Below are 15,884 nucleotides of genomic sequence, written 5' to 3'. Positions count from 1 at the left end.
TGGCGCGGTTGACGGGGCTCGAACCCGCGACCCCCGGCGTGACAGGCCGGTACTCTAACCAACTGAGCTACAACCGCGCATTTCCTGCCCTCCGGGCCGGTCCCGGAACCTCCGGGAGGGGATCATCAGTGGCGCGGTTGACGGGGCTCGAACCCGCGACCCCCGGCGTGACAGGCCGGTACTCTAACCAACTGAGCTACAACCGCACACTGTGATCTGGCGTTCCCTGCGGAACGTTGGGGTGTATTATGGCGCGGCTCGGGCATCGTCAAGCGGGTTTCTCACTTTTTTGCCCACGGGTCAGGAAATTCTCGGTCCAGGCGTCAGCCGCCTGGCGGGATTGTTTTTAATTTCAAAACATTATCCCGGTTTCCCCCGCTATCGGACATCTATCAGCGTACTGGCAGCGGGGTGAATTCGCCGTCATCACCGGGCGGCAGTCGGAACCGGCCATGGCGCCAATCGCCGGCGCGCCAGGCCTCTTTCGCCGCATCGATCCGCTCTTTCGAACTGGCCACGAAATTCCACCAGATATGACGCGGCCCGCCCAGCGTGGCACCGCCCAGCAGCATCAGCCGTGCGCCCTGAGGACCCGCCTTCAGGCTCAGACGGTCACCGGGGCGGAACACCATCATCCGGCCCGCCTCGAATCCCTGTCCGGCGACCTCGACCGATCCTTGGGTGACATAGACGCCGCGATCCTCGTGATTGTCGGGCAGCGGCAGAGCCGCGCCGGGTTCAAGCTGCGCGTCGGCATAGAACATCTCGGATGTGGTTTCGACCGGCGCCGAAGCACCCCAGGCATCGCCCAGCACCAGCCGCACCTGCTTGCCCTCTGCCTCGAGCAGCGGCAGCGCGCTGGCGGGGGCATGTTCAAAGCTGGCGCCGGTCTCTTCCAGATGTTCTGGCAGCGCCACCCAGGTCTGGATGCCGAACATGCTGAGCGGCGCCTGACGCGCCGGACCATCGGTGCGTTCGGAATGGGTGACGCCATTGCCCGCTATCATCCAGTTGACAGCACCCGGCTCGATCCACTGGTCGGTACCCAGACTGTCGCGGTGATGCAGCCGCCCTTTGTAAAGATAGGTGACGGTGGCCAGCCCGATATGGGGGTGCGGGCGCACGTCGATGCCCTGCCCGGTCAGGAACTCGGCCGGCCCCATCTGGTCGAAGAAGATGAACGGCCCGACCATCTGGCGGCGCGGCGCCGGCAGGGCGCGGCGCACCTCGAACCCGCCCAGATCGCGGGCACGCGGCACGATCACCGTTTCGATGGCATCCACATCGTTGCCCAGGGGGATATCGGCATCCAGCAAGGGGTTCCAGCTCATCTCAGACCTCCGTTCGGTTGGGATGAGGCTAAGGTAGCAATTGGAACGAAATGCACAATTCAGAAGAATTTGCGCCTTTATGTGCAAATTTGCACAATTTCAGGTGGGGCTTCGGAACAGGCGGGTGGACGAGAACATCGCCTCCAGTTCCTCGATCCGCTCTTTGCTTTCTTCCCAGCGTGCGCCCTGCACTTCGGCAATCAGCGCCTCGACAATCAGTTGCAGCGCGATGGTGCTGTCCCAGCTCGACGGCGCCTCGACAAGGCCATTGAAAGTCAGGTTCGCCACCCGCCCGATGGGCGAGCCCCATTGATCGGTGAACAGGATGACCGTGACCCCCCGCTCGCTGGCGATCTGGGCCAATTTCTCCAGATGCGCCTCGTAACGGCGGATATCGAAGATCACCAGGACCGAGCTCTGATCCATGTCCAGCAGGTATTGCGGCCAGACATTGGCCGAATTGCCCAGCATGGTGACATTGGGCCGGATGATCTGCATGTGGTTGTACAGATAGTCCGCGTTCGAGCGGGTTATGCGCCCGCCCACCACGTAAAGCGGGCGCGTGGTATCGGCCAGGATCGCGGCGGCGCGGTCGAACAGCGCGGTGTCTGTCCGCTCCAGCGTGTGGCGCATATTGGCCCAGACCACCTGGGCAAAGCGCATCAGCGGGTGTTCGGCGCCCTCGTCCACCACCCAGCCGTCGCGTTTCGAGATCGGTTTCTTGATCTGCGCCGCCACTTCCTCGCGCAGTGCATCCTGAAGGGCGGGAAACCCGTCGAACCCCAGCTTGCGCGCCATGCGGATCACGGTGGGGGTCGAGACACCGGCAGCGGCGGCCAGCTTGGTGATCGATTGCAGCCCCCCCATCGGATAGTCCTGCAACAGGATCGAGGCCAACTGACGTTCGGACCGGGTCAGGTGCTCGGTCTCGTCCTGAATGCGTTGTTTGACCAGTTTCGATGTGCCGGGCACGGGCCGCCCTTTGTTCTAGCGTTTTTTACAAGTTATCCGTTTCTGTAATCATGTCTACAGAAATTTTATTGACAGAGAGCTGGGGATTGTAACCAATGCTACACATGTCAAGCGATGCCGAATCTCCCTTGCTGTCCGCAGTCGAAGGCCCGCCCGCGCGGGCGCTGAACGCCCATGGCGCGGGGCGCGCTGTGCTGGTGTGCGAACATGCCAGCCGGTTCATCCCTGCCGCACTGTCGGGACTGGGCCTCTCGCCCGAGGCGGCGCGCTCGCACGCGGCCTGGGATATCGGCGCCATGGATCTGGCGGTGGAGCTGTCGGGCGCACTGGATGCGCCGCTGGTCTATTCCCGTGTCAGCCGGTTGGTCTATGACTGCAACCGCCCCCCCGAACGCGCCGATGCCATGCCCGCGCAAAGCGAGATTTACACCATCCCGGGCAATGCGGAGCTGAGCCCCGCCCAGCGCACCCAACGCGCCGATGCGGTTTATCACCCGTTCCGCCAGCTGTTGTCGGCAACGCTCGACACCCGGCCCGCGCCGCTGGTGCTGATCACCCTGCACAGTTTCACCCCGGTCTATCAGGGCCGGACGCGCAGTGTCGAACTGGGCATCCTGCATGACAGCGACGACCGCGCCGCCCAACTGCTGCTGACGGCCGCGCAAGGGTCGGGTCTCAAGGCCGCGCTGAACGAGCCCTATTCCGCCACCGACGGCGTGACCCACACCCTGCGCGAACATGCCATCGCGCGCGGACTGCCCAACGTGATGATCGAGGTCCGAAACGATCTGATCGACACGCCTTCGGGCGTCAACCGCATCACCGGGCTGTTGGCCCCGATGCTGGCCGGGATGATTGAAACGCTAGCACCCGCAGGGGCACAGGCATGACCGGAGGCATCCCGAAATGACCGCGCTGCGCGCCTATATCCGCATCGTCGACCGGATGAACCGCTGGATCGGGCGGCTGGTGATGTATGGCATCTTCGTGATGATGGCGATCCTGCTGTGGTCGAGCTTCTCCAAGGTCGGCAGCGATCTGGGGTTCGATATCAACCCCTCGCTCTGGACGCTGGAAATGGCGCAATTCGCCATGGTCGCCTATTACATCCTGGGCGGTCCCTATTCGATCCAGATGGGGTCGAACGTGCGGATGGACCTGCTCTATGGCGAATGGTCGGACCGGCGCAAGGCCTGGACCGACGCGATTACCGTGCTGTTCCTGATCTTCTATCTCGGCGTGCTCCTTTATGGCGGCTATGACAGCCTCAGCTATTCCTTCCAATATGGCGAGCGCAGCCCGACCGCGTGGCGCCCGGTGCTGTGGCCGATCAAGACCATCATGTGCGCGGGCCTGTTTCTGATGCTGCTGCAGGCCCTGTCCGAACTGGCCAAGGACATTCTGCGGATCCGTGGCGAACATATCCCGCGCGAGGTGATCTGAGATGTCCTATGAACTGATCGCCATCCTGATGTTTTCCACCATGATGGTGATGCTGATGACCGGCCAGCGCGTGTTCGGCGCCATCGGCTTTGTCGCGGTGCTGGCCTCGCTGCTGCTGTGGGGCGACCGGGGCGGCTATGATATCGGTTTCTCGGCGGCGATGAAGCTGATGAAATGGTATCCGCTGCTGACCCTGCCGATGTTCATCTTCATGGGTTACGTGCTGTCGGAATCGAAGATCGCCGACGACCTCTACAAGATGTTCCATGTCTGGATGGGCGGCCTGAATGGCGGGCTGGCCATCGGCACCATCGGACTGATGGTTCTGATTTCAGCAATGAACGGGCTTTCGGTGGCGGGCATGGCCATTGGCGCCACCATTGCGCTGCCGGAACTCCTCAAACGCGGCTATGACAAGAAGATGGTCACGGGGGTGATCCAGGCCGGATCCAGCCTGGGGATCCTGGTGCCGCCGTCGGTGGTGCTGGTGCTATACGCGATGATCGCCCGCCAGCCGGTGGGCCAGCTGTGGCTGGCGGGCGTGTTGCCGGGCCTGATGATGGCCGCCATGTTCATCCTCTACATCGCCATCCGCTGCAAGCTGAACCCGGCCCTTGGCCCGGCGCTGTCGGCTGAAGAGCGTGACGTGCCGATGGGTGAGAAACTGCGCCTGTTGCGCGCGGGCCTGCTGCCGCTGGGCATTTTTGCCGCGATGATGGTGCCCTTTGTGAACGGCTGGACCTCGCTGGTGGAAAGCTCGGCCATCGGGGCGCTGACGGCCTTTCTGGCCGCCGTGCTCAAGGGCCGGATGAACCGTCAGGTGTTCGAGACCTCGGTCCGCTCCACCTTGGGTATCTCGTGCATGTTCATGTGGATCATCCTGGCCGCACTGGCCTTTGGCGCGGTCTTCGATGGGCTGGGCGCGGTCAAGGCGATCGAGGATCTGTTCACCGAACGGCTGGGGCTGAACCCCTGGGTCATCCTGATCCTGATGCAGCTCAGCTTTATCATCATGGGCACCTTTCTGGACGATACCGCGATGCTGGTGATCGTGGCGCCGCTTTACGTGCCGCTGGTGGGCGCGCTGGGCTTTGACCTGATCTGGTACGGGGTGCTTTATACGATCACCACGCAAATCGCCTATATGACGCCGCCGTTTGGCTATAACCTGTTCCTTATGCGGGCCATGGCCCCGCCCGAGATCACCCTGCGCGACATCTATGGCTCGATCCTGCCTTTCGTGCTGGTGATGACCTTGGCGCTGGCGACCATCATGACCTTTCCGCAGATCGCACTGTGGCTGCCTGAATATGTCTACAACAAGTGATCCCGGAGCGAACCGGGACATCCAACCCACCCTTTTTTCAACTGGGAGAGAACCGATGACCACAAGACGCAAGTTTATCACCACCGCCGCCGTTGGCGCGGCGGCCGCGCCGCTGGCCACCCCGGCGCTGGCGCAATCGACGATCAAATGGCGCATGCAGACCTATGCCGGCCCGGCGCTGGCCGCCCATGTGATCGACCCCGCCATTGCCATGTTCAACAAGATCGCCGGCGACCGCATGCAGATCGAGCTGTTCTATGCCGACCAGCTGGTCCCGACGGGCGAGCTGTTCCGCGCCATGCAGCGCGGCACCATCGACGCGGTGCAGTCGGATGACGACTCGATGGCCTCGCCCACCGAGGTCACCGTGTTCGGCGGCTATTTCCCCTTTGCCTCGCGCTACTCGCTGGACGTGCCGGTGCTGTTCAACCAGTACGGGCTGAACGAGATCTGGGACGCGGAATATTCCAAGGTCGGCGTCAAGCATATCAGCGCGGGCGCCTGGGACCCCTGCCATTTCGCCACCAAGGACCCGATCAACAGCCTGGCCGACCTGAACGGCAAGCGCGTCTTCACCTTCCCCACCGCGGGCCGCTTCCTGTCGCAGTTCGGCGTGGTCCCGGTCACCCTGCCGTGGGAGGATATCGAGGTCGCGGTACAGACCGGCGAGCTCGATGGCATCGCCTGGTCGGGTATCACCGAGGATTACACCGTCGGATGGGCCGATGTGACCAACTACTTCCTGACCAACAACATCTCGGGCGCCTGGGCGGGCTCCTTCTTTGCCAATATGGACCGCTGGAACGAGCTGCCCGAAGACCTGCAAACCCTGTTCCGGGTCTGCTGTGACCAGTCGCATTACTATCGTCAGTGGTGGTATTGGGGCGGCGAAGCCAGCCTGCGTGTCAATGGCACCAAGATGCAGCTGACCTCGATCCCGGATGCGGAATGGGCCCAGGTCGAAGAGGCGGCGGTCAAGTTCTGGGACGAGATCGCGGCGGAATCCGAGACCAAGGCCAAGGTGGTCGAGATCTTCAAGAAGTACAACGCCGACATGGCCAAGGCCGGACGGCCCTATCGCTACGGCTAAATCACAGACCCGGCCCGCCGCCCCTTGCGGCGGGCCGGTCCCCGCGACAGAATTTTCGACGAAAATTCTTGACCCCACCCAATCCAAAGGTCGTGACATGCTCACATTCGAAACGCTGAAAGCCCAGGTTGCCGCAGGCACCGTCGACACGGTTCTGGTCTGCCTGGTCGACATGCAGGGCCGCCTGATGGGCAAGCGGTTCCATGCACAGAACTTCCTCGACAGCGCCTATGAGGAAACCCATTGCTGCAACTACCTGCTGGCCACCGATCTGGAGATGGCAACGCCGGACGGCTATCGCGCCACCTCGTGGCAGGCCGGCTATGGCGATTACGTGATGAAGCCCGACCTGAGCACGCTGCGCCCCCTGCCCTGGCTCGACGGCACGGTGATGGTGCTGTGCGATGTGCTGGATCACCACACCCATGAACCGGTGCCGCATTCACCCCGTCAGGTCCTGAAGGCGCAAATCGCCCGCGCCGAGGCGCTGGGGCTGACACCGATGATGGCGACCGAGCTGGAATTCTTTCTGTTCGAGGGCACGTTCGACGAGATCCGCAAGACCGGCTATCGCAACCTGACTCCGATCTCGGGCTATAACGAGGATTACCATATCCTGCAGACCAGCAAGGAAGAGCATGTCATGCGCCCGCTGCGCAACCATCTCTTTGCCGCAGGCATCCCGGTCGAGAACACCAAGGGCGAGGCCGAGGCGGGTCAGGAAGAACTGAACATCCGCTATGCCGACGCGCTGGCCTGTGCCGATCACCACACGATCGCCAAACATGCCACCAAGGAGATCGCCCATCAGCACGGCCACGCCGCCAGCTTTCTGCCGAAATGGCATCACGACCGGGTCGGCAGCGCCAGCCATGTGCACCTGTCGCTGTGGCGCGGGTCGGAACCCGCCTTCTACGACAAGGATGCAGCCCACGGGCTGAGCGAATTGGGCCGCCAGTTCTGCGCCGGGATGATCCGCTATGCGCCCGATTACACCTTCTTCCTGGCGCCTTACGTGAACAGCTACAAACGCTTCATGAAGGGCACCTTTGCGCCCACCAAGACCGTTTGGTCGGTCGACAACCGCACCGCCGGGTTCCGCATGTGCGGCGAAGGCACCAAGGGTGTGCGGATGGAATGCCGCATCGGCGGCTCGGACCTGAACCCCTATCTGGCGCAGGCGGCGCTGCTGGCGGCAGGCCTCCAGGGGATCGAGGAGAAGCTGGATCTGGCGCCCCCCACCAGCGGCGATGTCTATGACAACGCCGAGGCGGGCGAGATCCCGCGCAGCCTGCGCGACGCGATCGGGACCCTGGACGGCTCGGCCATGCTGCGGGCGGCGATGGGAGATTGGGTGATCGATCACTACACCCGCTGCGCCCAGTGGGAGCAGGAGGAATTCGACCGCGTGGTGACCGATTGGGAAATCGCACGCGGTTTCGAAAAGGCTTAAGGCCGGGCAAGGAGGGGGCCAGCCCCCTCTGCCGCTGGCGCGGCATTCACCCCCGGGATATTTCGGGCAAGAGGAAGGGCGCGAGGGCGCCAAGAGGATCGTGATGGCTCAGACAGTCAAATGCATCTCGCCGATCGACGGATCGGTATATCTGGAACGGCCCACGGCCACGCGCGAGGCGGCCATGGGTGCTGCCGACCGCGCCCGTGCCGCGCAAGCCGCCTGGGCCGCGCGCCCCCTGGCCGAGCGCGTGGCGCTGGTGCTGGCGGCGGTGGCCGAGGTGGGCAAGACCACCGACCGCATGGCGGTGGAACTGGCCCATCAGATGGGCCGCCCGGTCCGCTATGGCGGCGAGTTCGGCGGTTTCAACGAGCGCGCCACCTATATGGCCGGGATCGCCGAAAGCGCGCTGGCACCGCTGGTGATCGAGGACAGCGACGCCTTTCTGCGCAAGATCGAGCGCGAGCCCTTTGGCGTGGTGCTGGTGGTGGCGCCCTGGAACTATCCCTATATGACCGCGATCAACACGGTGGCGCCCGCGCTGATGGCGGGCAATACGGTGATCCTGAAACATGCCGCCCAGACCTTGCAGGTGGGCGAGCGGCTGGCCGAGGCGTTCCATGCCGCGGGCGTCCCCGAGGACGTGTTCCAGAACATCGTGCTGGACCACGACACCACCGCCGAGCTGATCTCGCGGCGCAAGGTGAACTTCGTCAACTTCACCGGCTCGGTCCGGGGCGGTCAGGCGATGGAACGCGCCGCCGCCGGCACCTTCATCCCCGTCTCGACCGAGTTGGGCGGCAAGGATCCAGGCTATGTCCGCGCCGATGCCGATCTGGACGCCGCCGTCGAGACGCTGATCGACGGGGCCATGTTCAACTCGGGCCAGTGCTGTTGCGGGATCGAGCGTATCTATGTGCATGCCAGCCTGTTCAACGCCTTTGTCGACAAGGCGGTGGCGCTGGTGAAGGGTTACAAGCTGGGCAATCCGCTGGACCCCGAGACCACCATCGGGCCGATGGCCAATGTGCGCTTTGCCCAGGTCGCCCGCGACCAGATCGAGGATGCCATTGCCAAGGGTGCGACCGCCCATATCGAGCGGTTCCCGCAGGATGACGGCGGCGCCTATCTGACACCGCAGATCCTGACCAATGTCACCCATGACATGGAGATCATGCGCGAAGAGACCTTCGGGCCCGTCGTCGGCATCATGCCGGTCGCCGATGACGAAGAGGCGATTGCGCTGATGAACGATTGCCAGTTCGGGCTGACCGCCTCGATCTGGACCCGCGACACCGCCCGTGCCGACGAGATCGGCAGGCGGCTGGAAACCGGCACCGTGTTCATGAACCGCTGCGATTACCTTGACCCCGCGCTCTGCTGGACCGGCTGCAAGGATACCGGCCGCGGCGCGGGCCTTTCCGTGCTGGGCTTTCACGCCCTGACCCGTCCCAAATCCTATCATCTGAAAAAGGCTTGAGGCCCATGAAACTTGTTGGAAACTGGTCCTATCCCACCGCCATCCGCTTTGGCGCGGGGCGGATCGCCGAGATCGCCGAGGCCTGCAAGGCCGCCGGCATCACCAAGCCGCTGCTGGTCACCGACAAAGGGCTGGCGGCGATGGAGATCACCACCCGCACGCTGGACCTGATGGAGGCCGCGGGCCTGGGCCGGGCGATGTTTTCCGAGGTGGACCCCAACCCGACCGAGCGCAATGTCGAGGCCGGGCTGAAAGTCTATCGCGAGGGCGGTTATGACGGGGTGATCGCCTTTGGCGGCGGTTCGGGGCTGGACCTTGGCAAGACGCTGGCCTTCATGGCAGGCCAGAGCCGCCCGCTCTGGGATTTCGAGGATATCGGCGACTGGTGGACGCGCGCCGATCCGGCGGGCATTCACCCCATTGTGGCGGTGCCGACGACTGCCGGCACCGGCTCCGAGGTCGGTCGTGCGGGCGTGATCACCAATTCGGAAACCCACGAGAAGAAGATCATCTTCCACCCGCTGATGCTGCCCAAGGTGGTGATCTGCGACCCGGAACTGACCGTGGGCATGCCGAAATTCATCACCGCAGGCACCGGCCTCGATGCCTTTGCCCATTGTGTCGAGGCCTATTGCTCGCCCCATTACCACCCGATGAGCCAGGGCATCGCACTGGAAGGCATGCGGCTGGTCAAGGAATACCTGCCCCGCGCCTATGCCGACGGGTCGGACCTTGAGGCGCGCGCGCATATGATGTCGGCCGCCGCCATGGGCGCCACCGCCTTCCAAAAGGGGCTGGGCGCCATCCATGCGCTGTCGCACCCTATCGGCGCGCATCACCACACCCATCACGGCACCACCAACGCGGTCTGCATGCCTGCCGTGCTGCAATTCAACCGCCCCGCGGCCGAGGGCGTGCTGGCGCAAGCCGCTGCCTATCTGGGCATCGCGGGCGGGTTCGACGGGTTCGCGGCCTATGTCGATGATCTGAACACGTCGCTCGGCATCCCCAAGACGCTTACCGATCTGGGCGTCACCAATCCCGATATCGACGTGCTGGTGCGTGACGCACTGAACGACCCCTCGACCGGTGGCAACCCCGTCGTGATGACGGCAGAGAACACGCGCCCGCTTTTGGAATCGTTGTTCTGATAGTTTCGCCGGGCGGGGGTGCGAGGCCCCTGCCCGGCGGCACCGGCAGCGGCGCCAACTGGATTCCGCTCGCAGAATCAAAGACCTTTACCTGATTCGGCGCGATGTATATGATCGCACCAGAGAGCGCGTAAAGCGCCCGCGCATCCCAGCGCATCAGGCTAAGGAGCAGCAGCATGAAACTCCGCGTGGCAGCGGCGGTATTGGCGGTCGGCATGACCCCCGCCAGCCTTTCGGCACAGAGTATCGGTCTTGTCGGCGCCAATGTCGACATCAACCACTATCAGTTCACCAACAAATCCAAGGGCGCGCGCCAGGCGCTGCAAGGCTCTTTCGAGCTTGGCCTTGGCAGTTCTGTCGCAACCCAGCTTGACGTTGGGTATTACAAGTTCGATCAGGTTGGCGGCAGCGGCCGCAGCGCCACGCTGCATGGTATCTACAAGTTCGGCTATGGCGGCGCGGTCGGCGGGTTCTGGGGGACCGAGGATGGTGGCGGCATCGACCGCAACTTCTACGGCCTCGAAGCCGCCTACGACTTCTCGGCCATTCGGCTGGAGGGTTATTTCTCTCGTGGCCGCGTGCAGGGGAGCAACGCGACCCTGCTGGGCGGCAAGATCAGCAGCGATGTGGGCAACGGCCCGCTGAGCCTGAACGCCAGCGTCGATTTCATGGACAACAAGACCGGCGCCAACATGACCCGCATGGCCATCGGCGCCGATTACGGGTTGGGCAGCGGCGTCAATCTCTATGGCGAAATCGGAACCGGCAATGCCCGGGTGGCCAATTTCAGCAACAACGACGCCTTTGTCGGGGTCGGCCTGCGGTTTGACCTTGGCGACCGTCCCGGCACGACATTCGGTCGCCGTGCCCTGCTGGATCGCCTTCCTGGGCTTTGACCTCGTCAGCATCAGCTATGGATCATAAATACCTGATCTAAAACAAGAAACCGCCGAACCTGAGGTTCGGCGGTTTTGAAATCTGGTGGGTGATAAGAGATTTGAACTCCTGACATCTTCGATGTGAACGAAGCGCTCTACCACTGAGCTAATCACCCGTGAGGCAGGCTTTTAGCGTTACTCGGCGACCTCTGCAAGAGGGTCCGCATCAAGTTTTTCCACTTCTTCCTCTGCCTGGGTGCTGCGGCGCAATTTGCAGATGATCACCTGCCCGTTGCCCTTGTCGGTCGAGCGGTTCACCTTGAGCTTGCCAAGCGGCTGGAGGTTCAGATCGCGTTCTTCCGAAATCGCCTCGCCCATGATCGCCAGCATCGCCTCGACGGCTGGCTTGACATATTTCTTCTTAACGTCGGACCGGGCGACGACCAGATCGATCAGCTCGCGCTTGCGCAACTCGTTTCCGCTATCCTGGTCGTCGTCGTCTTGACTACGCACGACCTCAGGCAAGGGCGTGTCCAGCACTTCGGCGATGTCGGCGGGCGCCGCTTTTGCCTCTGCCGGCTTGGCCTCTGCCAGGGCGGCGGCTTTGGATGCGCTGGTGGCGCGTGTGCTGCGGCGAGTCGTGGTCTTGGCCGTGGCCGTGTTGGTTGCCGTCCGTGTACTGCGTCTCGCCATTTAAAGTGCCCCGTTATCTTGTTTTCGGAAGCTTAGCGATTTGTTTCCGATCTGGCTACATTCGCACAAAAAATAGTTGAAAACAGGTGTCCGCCTACAACAAAGGCGGGCCTTGGGCCCGCCTTTGCCGTTGATTTCTGCACCGTTCAGTGCGCGGTGGCCGAAGCCCCATCCTCGCCGCCCGGCAGCGCCGATTTGGCGGCGGCGGCCTCTTCCTCGGCGGCCTCGTCCCATTCAATCGCTTCGGGTTGGCGAACAAGCGCGTGTTTCAGCACCTCGGACACATGAGCGACGGGGATGATCGTCAGCCCCTCCTTCACGTTGTCGGGTATCTCGCGCAGGTCCTTTTCGTTCTCGGCAGGGATCAGCACGGTCTTGACGCCGCCGCGCAGGGCGGCGAGCAGCTTCTCCTTCAGCCCGCCGATGGCCAGCACATTGCCGCGCAGGGTGACCTCGCCGGTCATGGCGATGTCCTTGCGGACAGGCGTCTGGGTCAGCACCGACACGATCGAGGTGACCATGGCGATACCGGCGCTGGGGCCGTCCTTGGGCGTGGCGCCTTCGGGGACGTGCACGTGGATATCCCAGCGATCCAGCCGCGGCGGTTTTACACCGATGGAAGGCGCGATCGAGCGTACATAGGACGCCGCCGCGTCGATCGACTCCTTCATCACCTCGCCCAGCTTGCCGGTGGTCTTCATCCGGCCCTTGCCCGGCAGGCGCAGCGCCTCGATCGACAACAGGTCGCCGCCAACGCTGGTCCAGGCCAGGCCGGTGACGACACCGACCTGATCGTCCTTCTCGGCCAGACCGAACCTGAACCGGCGCACACCCAGGAAATCTTCCAGATTCTCGGGTGTTACCGAGACCTTTTCAGTGTCTTTCTTAAGGATCTTCGTCAGCGCCTTACGGCAGATCTTGGCCACTTCGCGTTCCAGATTCCGCACGCCCGCCTCGCGGGTATAATAGCGGATGATGTCGGTCAGCGCCGCGTCGGACAGATCGAACTCCTTGGCCCGCAGACCGTGGTTCTTGGTCTGCTTGGGCAGCAGATGGCGCTTGGCGATCTCGCGCTTTTCATCCTCGGTATAGCCCGCCAGCGGAATGATCTCCATCCGGTCCAGCAGCGGCCCGGGCATGTTGTAGCTGTTCGACGTGGTCAGGAACATCACGTTCGAGAGGTCGTATTCCACCTCGAGATAGTGATCCATGAAGGTGTTGTTCTGTTCCGGATCCAGCACCTCGAGCATCGCGCTTGCCGGGTCGCCCCGGAAATCCTGGCCCATCTTGTCGATCTCGTCGAGCAGGATGAGCGGATTGGTGGTTTTCGCCTTTTTCAGCGCCTGGATGATCTTGCCCGGCATCGAACCGATATAGGTCCGGCGGTGGCCGCGGATCTCGCTCTCGTCACGTACGCCACCCAGCGAGATGCGGATGAACTCGCGCCCCGTTGCCCGGGCGACCGATTTGCCCAGCGAGGTCTTGCCCACACCCGGAGGGCCGACAAGGCACAGGATCGGCCCCTTCAACTTGGCCGAGCGCTGCTGCACTGCCAGGTATTCGACGATGCGCTCCTTGACCTTTTCCAGCCCATAGTGATCGGCATCCAGCACGCCCTCGGCGCGGCCCAGATCCTTCTTCACGCGGGATTTGACGCCCCACGGGATCGACAGCAGCCAGTCGAGATAGTTGCGCACGACCGTGGCCTCGGCCGACATGGGCGACATGTTCTTGAGCTTCTTCAGCTCGGCCTCGGCCTTTTCGCGCGCCTCTTTCGACAGTTTCGTGGCGGCGATCTTCTCTTCCAGCTCGGCAATCTCGCCGGCACCTTCTTCGCCGTCGCCCAACTCGCGCTGGATCGCCTTCATCTGTTCGTTGAGGTAATACTCGCGCTGGGTCTTCTCCATCTGGGATTTGACCCGGGTCTTGATCTTCTTCTCGACCTGCAGAACGCTCAGCTCGCCCTGCATCAGGCCATAGACCTTTTCCAGCCGCTCGCTGACGCTGAGCGTTTCCAGCAGATCCTGTTTCTGGCCCACTTCGATGCCCAAATGCCCGGCAACCAGATCGGCCAGCTTGGCCGGTTCGGTGGTCTCGCCGACAGCGGCCAACGCCTCTTCGGGAATGTTCTTGCGCACCTTGGCATAGCGTTCGAATTCGTCGCCCACGGTGCGGATCAGCGCTTGGGTGGTGGTCACGTCGCCGGGGATCTCGGTCAGATATTCGGCGCGCGCTTCAAAAAAGACGTCGTTCTCCAAAAATCCGGTGATCTTGACCCGTGCCTGCCCCTCGACCAGCACCTTGACAGTGCCATCGGGCAGCTTCAGCAGCTGCAGCACATTGGCCAACACGCCGGTGCGGTAGATGCCGTCGCTGTCGGGATCGTCGATACCGGGGTCGACCTGGCTGGACAGCAGGATCTGCTTGTCTTCCTGCATCACCTCTTCCAGCGCCCGCACCGATTTCTCGCGGCCGACGAAAAGCGGCACGATCATGTGCGGGAACACCACGATGTCGCGCAGTGGCAGGACGGGGTAAGAGGCGTTCAGAGGCTCTTGCATGCTCTATCCTTATCATTGGCAAGATGGCACTGGCCCCTGTTCTAGGCGACCCCCGGCCATCTCCTGTCTCTGGTTGATAAGGTGGGATGAGTCCCCGTCCGTTTCAACCAGACCTGTCAATTGGTTTCGCGCACAATGACGCGACTGACTTTGGACCGCAAGGGCGCAAAACCGCCACCGTGGCGGAATTCTGCGGGACGGCGGGCGTGGCGATCTACGCCAGCGCGCAGAGGCCCCGTATCGCCGCCCCGGGGGCTATCAGGCCGTCTGCAACACCGGATAGTCGGTATATCCTTCGTCGCCGCCGCCGTAATAGGTGGCGGTATCGCCTGCATTCAGCGGCGCGTCGGCGGTCAGCCGCGCGACCAGGTCGGGATTGGCGATGTAGGGCCGGCCAAAGGCGACCAGATCCACCGCGCCCATTTCGACGCGCTCCAGCGCGCTGGTCCGGTCATAGCCATTGTTGCCCATATAGGTGCCGGTCCAGTGCTGGCGCAGGTCGTCGAACGCGCCCTCACGCGCGCCGCCGGTCTGGCCCTCGACCATGTGCAGATAGGCCAGACCATAGGTATCCAGCCGTTCGATCACCGGCGTATAGGTGGCGATCGGGTCGCTGTCAGAAATACCGTTCACATCCGAGAAGGGCGACAGGCGGATGCCGACATGGCCCGCATCCCAGGCGCCCACGACGGCATCGACGACTTCGAACAGGAACCGGGCGCGGTTCTCGACCGACCCGCCATAGGCATCCTGCCGCCGGTTGCTGCCATCCTTGAGGAACTGCTCGACGAGATAGCCGTTGGCGGCATGGATCTCGACACCGTCGAACCCGGCCTCGCGCGCGCACCGGGTGGCGTGAGCATAGTCGGCCACGACACGGGCAATCTCATCCGCCTCCAGCGCGCGCGGCTCCGACGTGTTTTCGAACCCGGCATGGGTAAAGGTCTTGGCCTTGGCCGCAATCGCCGAGGCCGAAACCGGCGCCTGACCACCCGGCAACAGCGATGTGTGAGAGATCCGCCCAACATGCCAGAGCTGGATCACGATCTTGCCGCCCCTTGCATGGACCGCATCGGTCACCTTGCGCCAGGCGGCCACCTGTTCGGGCGTATGGATGCCCGGCGTCTGGATATAGCCCTTGCCCTCGGCGCTGATCTGCGCGCCCTCGGTGATCAGCAGCCCGGCACTGGCGCGCTGGGCGTAGTATTCCGCGTGCCGGTCGAACACGACACCAGTTGTGTCATCGGCCCGGTTCCGCGTCAGCGGTGCCATCACGATGCGGTTCTTCAACGCGATATTGCCGGCCTTGTGGGGGGTAAAGAGTGTCTCGGTCATCGTGGGTTCTCCTGTGCTCGTCCGGTGGCGGCGATGGCCAGCGCAGCCGGTGCAGCCCCAACTATGCCCTCGGCGCCGATCCGCAAGGGCAGACAGTTCAGGCAGTTCCGGACGAAAGAGAAGAACATCTGCCCATTGCGGTCAGCGTCGCGCCTTTGTTCCAAGCCGCA

13 protein-coding genes and 3 tRNA genes are annotated in these 15,884 nt (G+C 63.2%); 8 read left to right on the top strand and 8 right to left on the bottom strand.

Going from position 1 to position 15,884, the window contains the following annotated elements:
* From MB818_RS14115 to MB818_RS14100, 4 genes are all read right to left on the bottom strand, one after another.
* Positions 1-77, bottom strand: a tRNA-Asp gene (locus MB818_RS14115).
* Positions 78-129: 52 nt separating this feature from the next.
* Positions 130-206, bottom strand: a tRNA-Asp gene (locus MB818_RS14110).
* A gap of 186 nt (positions 207-392) precedes the next feature.
* Positions 393-1,331 (bottom strand): pirin family protein, encoded by a 939-nt coding sequence (locus MB818_RS14105; protein ID WP_234136252.1) that lies wholly within the window; start codon positions 1,329-1,331, stop codon positions 393-395.
* Positions 1,332-1,430: 99 nt separating this feature from the next.
* Positions 1,431-2,303, bottom strand: a complete 873-nt coding sequence (locus MB818_RS14100; protein WP_234136251.1) for a MurR/RpiR family transcriptional regulator — start codon at positions 2,301-2,303, stop codon at positions 1,431-1,433.
* A gap of 104 nt (positions 2,304-2,407) precedes the next feature.
* Here MB818_RS14100 and MB818_RS14095 point away from each other — a divergent pair, with 104 nt between their 5' ends.
* The 8 genes from MB818_RS14095 to MB818_RS14060 all read left to right on the top strand — a co-directional run bounded on the left by MB818_RS14095 (position 2,408) and on the right by MB818_RS14060 (position 11,143).
* A complete protein-coding gene (locus tag MB818_RS14095; protein ID WP_238905492.1) occupies positions 2,408-3,193 on the top strand; it encodes an N-formylglutamate amidohydrolase in 786 nt (261 codons plus the stop codon).
* Between the two features lie 16 nt (positions 3,194-3,209).
* On the top strand, positions 3,210-3,746 hold the full coding sequence (locus MB818_RS14090) for a TRAP transporter small permease subunit (protein ID WP_011048307.1): 537 nt from the start codon (positions 3,210-3,212) through the stop codon (positions 3,744-3,746).
* 1 nt (position 3,747) lies between these two features.
* Complete coding sequence (locus tag MB818_RS14085; RefSeq protein ID WP_238905489.1) at positions 3,748-5,073, top strand: TRAP transporter large permease; 1,326 nt, start codon at positions 3,748-3,750, stop codon at positions 5,071-5,073.
* A gap of 55 nt (positions 5,074-5,128) precedes the next feature.
* Positions 5,129-6,163, top strand: coding sequence for a TRAP transporter substrate-binding protein (locus MB818_RS14080; protein ID WP_234136248.1), 1,035 nt, complete (start codon positions 5,129-5,131; stop codon positions 6,161-6,163).
* 97 nt (positions 6,164-6,260) lie between these two features.
* A complete protein-coding gene (locus MB818_RS14075) occupies positions 6,261-7,616 on the top strand; it encodes a glutamine synthetase family protein (RefSeq protein ID WP_238905487.1) in 1,356 nt (451 codons plus the stop codon).
* 103 nt (positions 7,617-7,719) lie between these two features.
* On the top strand, positions 7,720-9,096 hold the full coding sequence (locus MB818_RS14070) for an aldehyde dehydrogenase family protein (protein ID WP_238905484.1): 1,377 nt from the start codon (positions 7,720-7,722) through the stop codon (positions 9,094-9,096).
* Between the two features lie 5 nt (positions 9,097-9,101).
* Positions 9,102-10,247, top strand: a complete 1,146-nt coding sequence (locus tag MB818_RS14065; RefSeq protein ID WP_238905482.1) for an iron-containing alcohol dehydrogenase — start codon at positions 9,102-9,104, stop codon at positions 10,245-10,247.
* Between the two features lie 176 nt (positions 10,248-10,423).
* Complete coding sequence (locus MB818_RS14060; RefSeq protein ID WP_238905479.1) at positions 10,424-11,143, top strand: porin; 720 nt, start codon at positions 10,424-10,426, stop codon at positions 11,141-11,143.
* Between the two features lie 83 nt (positions 11,144-11,226).
* Here the strand turns inward: MB818_RS14060 and MB818_RS14055 are convergent.
* The 4 genes from MB818_RS14055 to MB818_RS14040 all read right to left on the bottom strand — a co-directional run bounded on the left by MB818_RS14055 (position 11,227) and on the right by MB818_RS14040 (position 15,714).
* Positions 11,227-11,301 (bottom strand) — tRNA-Val (locus MB818_RS14055).
* A gap of 19 nt (positions 11,302-11,320) precedes the next feature.
* Positions 11,321-11,818, bottom strand: a complete 498-nt coding sequence (locus MB818_RS14050) for an HU family DNA-binding protein (protein ID WP_238905477.1) — start codon at positions 11,816-11,818, stop codon at positions 11,321-11,323.
* 146 nt (positions 11,819-11,964) lie between these two features.
* Positions 11,965-14,379, bottom strand: coding sequence for an endopeptidase La (gene lon / locus MB818_RS14045; protein ID WP_238905475.1), 2,415 nt, complete (start codon positions 14,377-14,379; stop codon positions 11,965-11,967).
* A 258-nt stretch (positions 14,380-14,637) separates the two neighbouring features.
* Positions 14,638-15,714, bottom strand: coding sequence for an alkene reductase (locus MB818_RS14040; protein WP_238905473.1), 1,077 nt, complete (start codon positions 15,712-15,714; stop codon positions 14,638-14,640).
* Positions 15,715-15,884: the final 170 nt, after the last annotated feature.

The sequence above is a fragment of the Ruegeria alba genome (assembly GCF_022321465.1).
GTDB classification, from domain to species: Bacteria; Pseudomonadota; Alphaproteobacteria; order Rhodobacterales; family Rhodobacteraceae; genus Ruegeria_B; species Ruegeria_B alba.
Note: the sequence above shows the minus strand (reverse complement) of the source record. Positions and strands in the feature narration are given on the sequence as shown.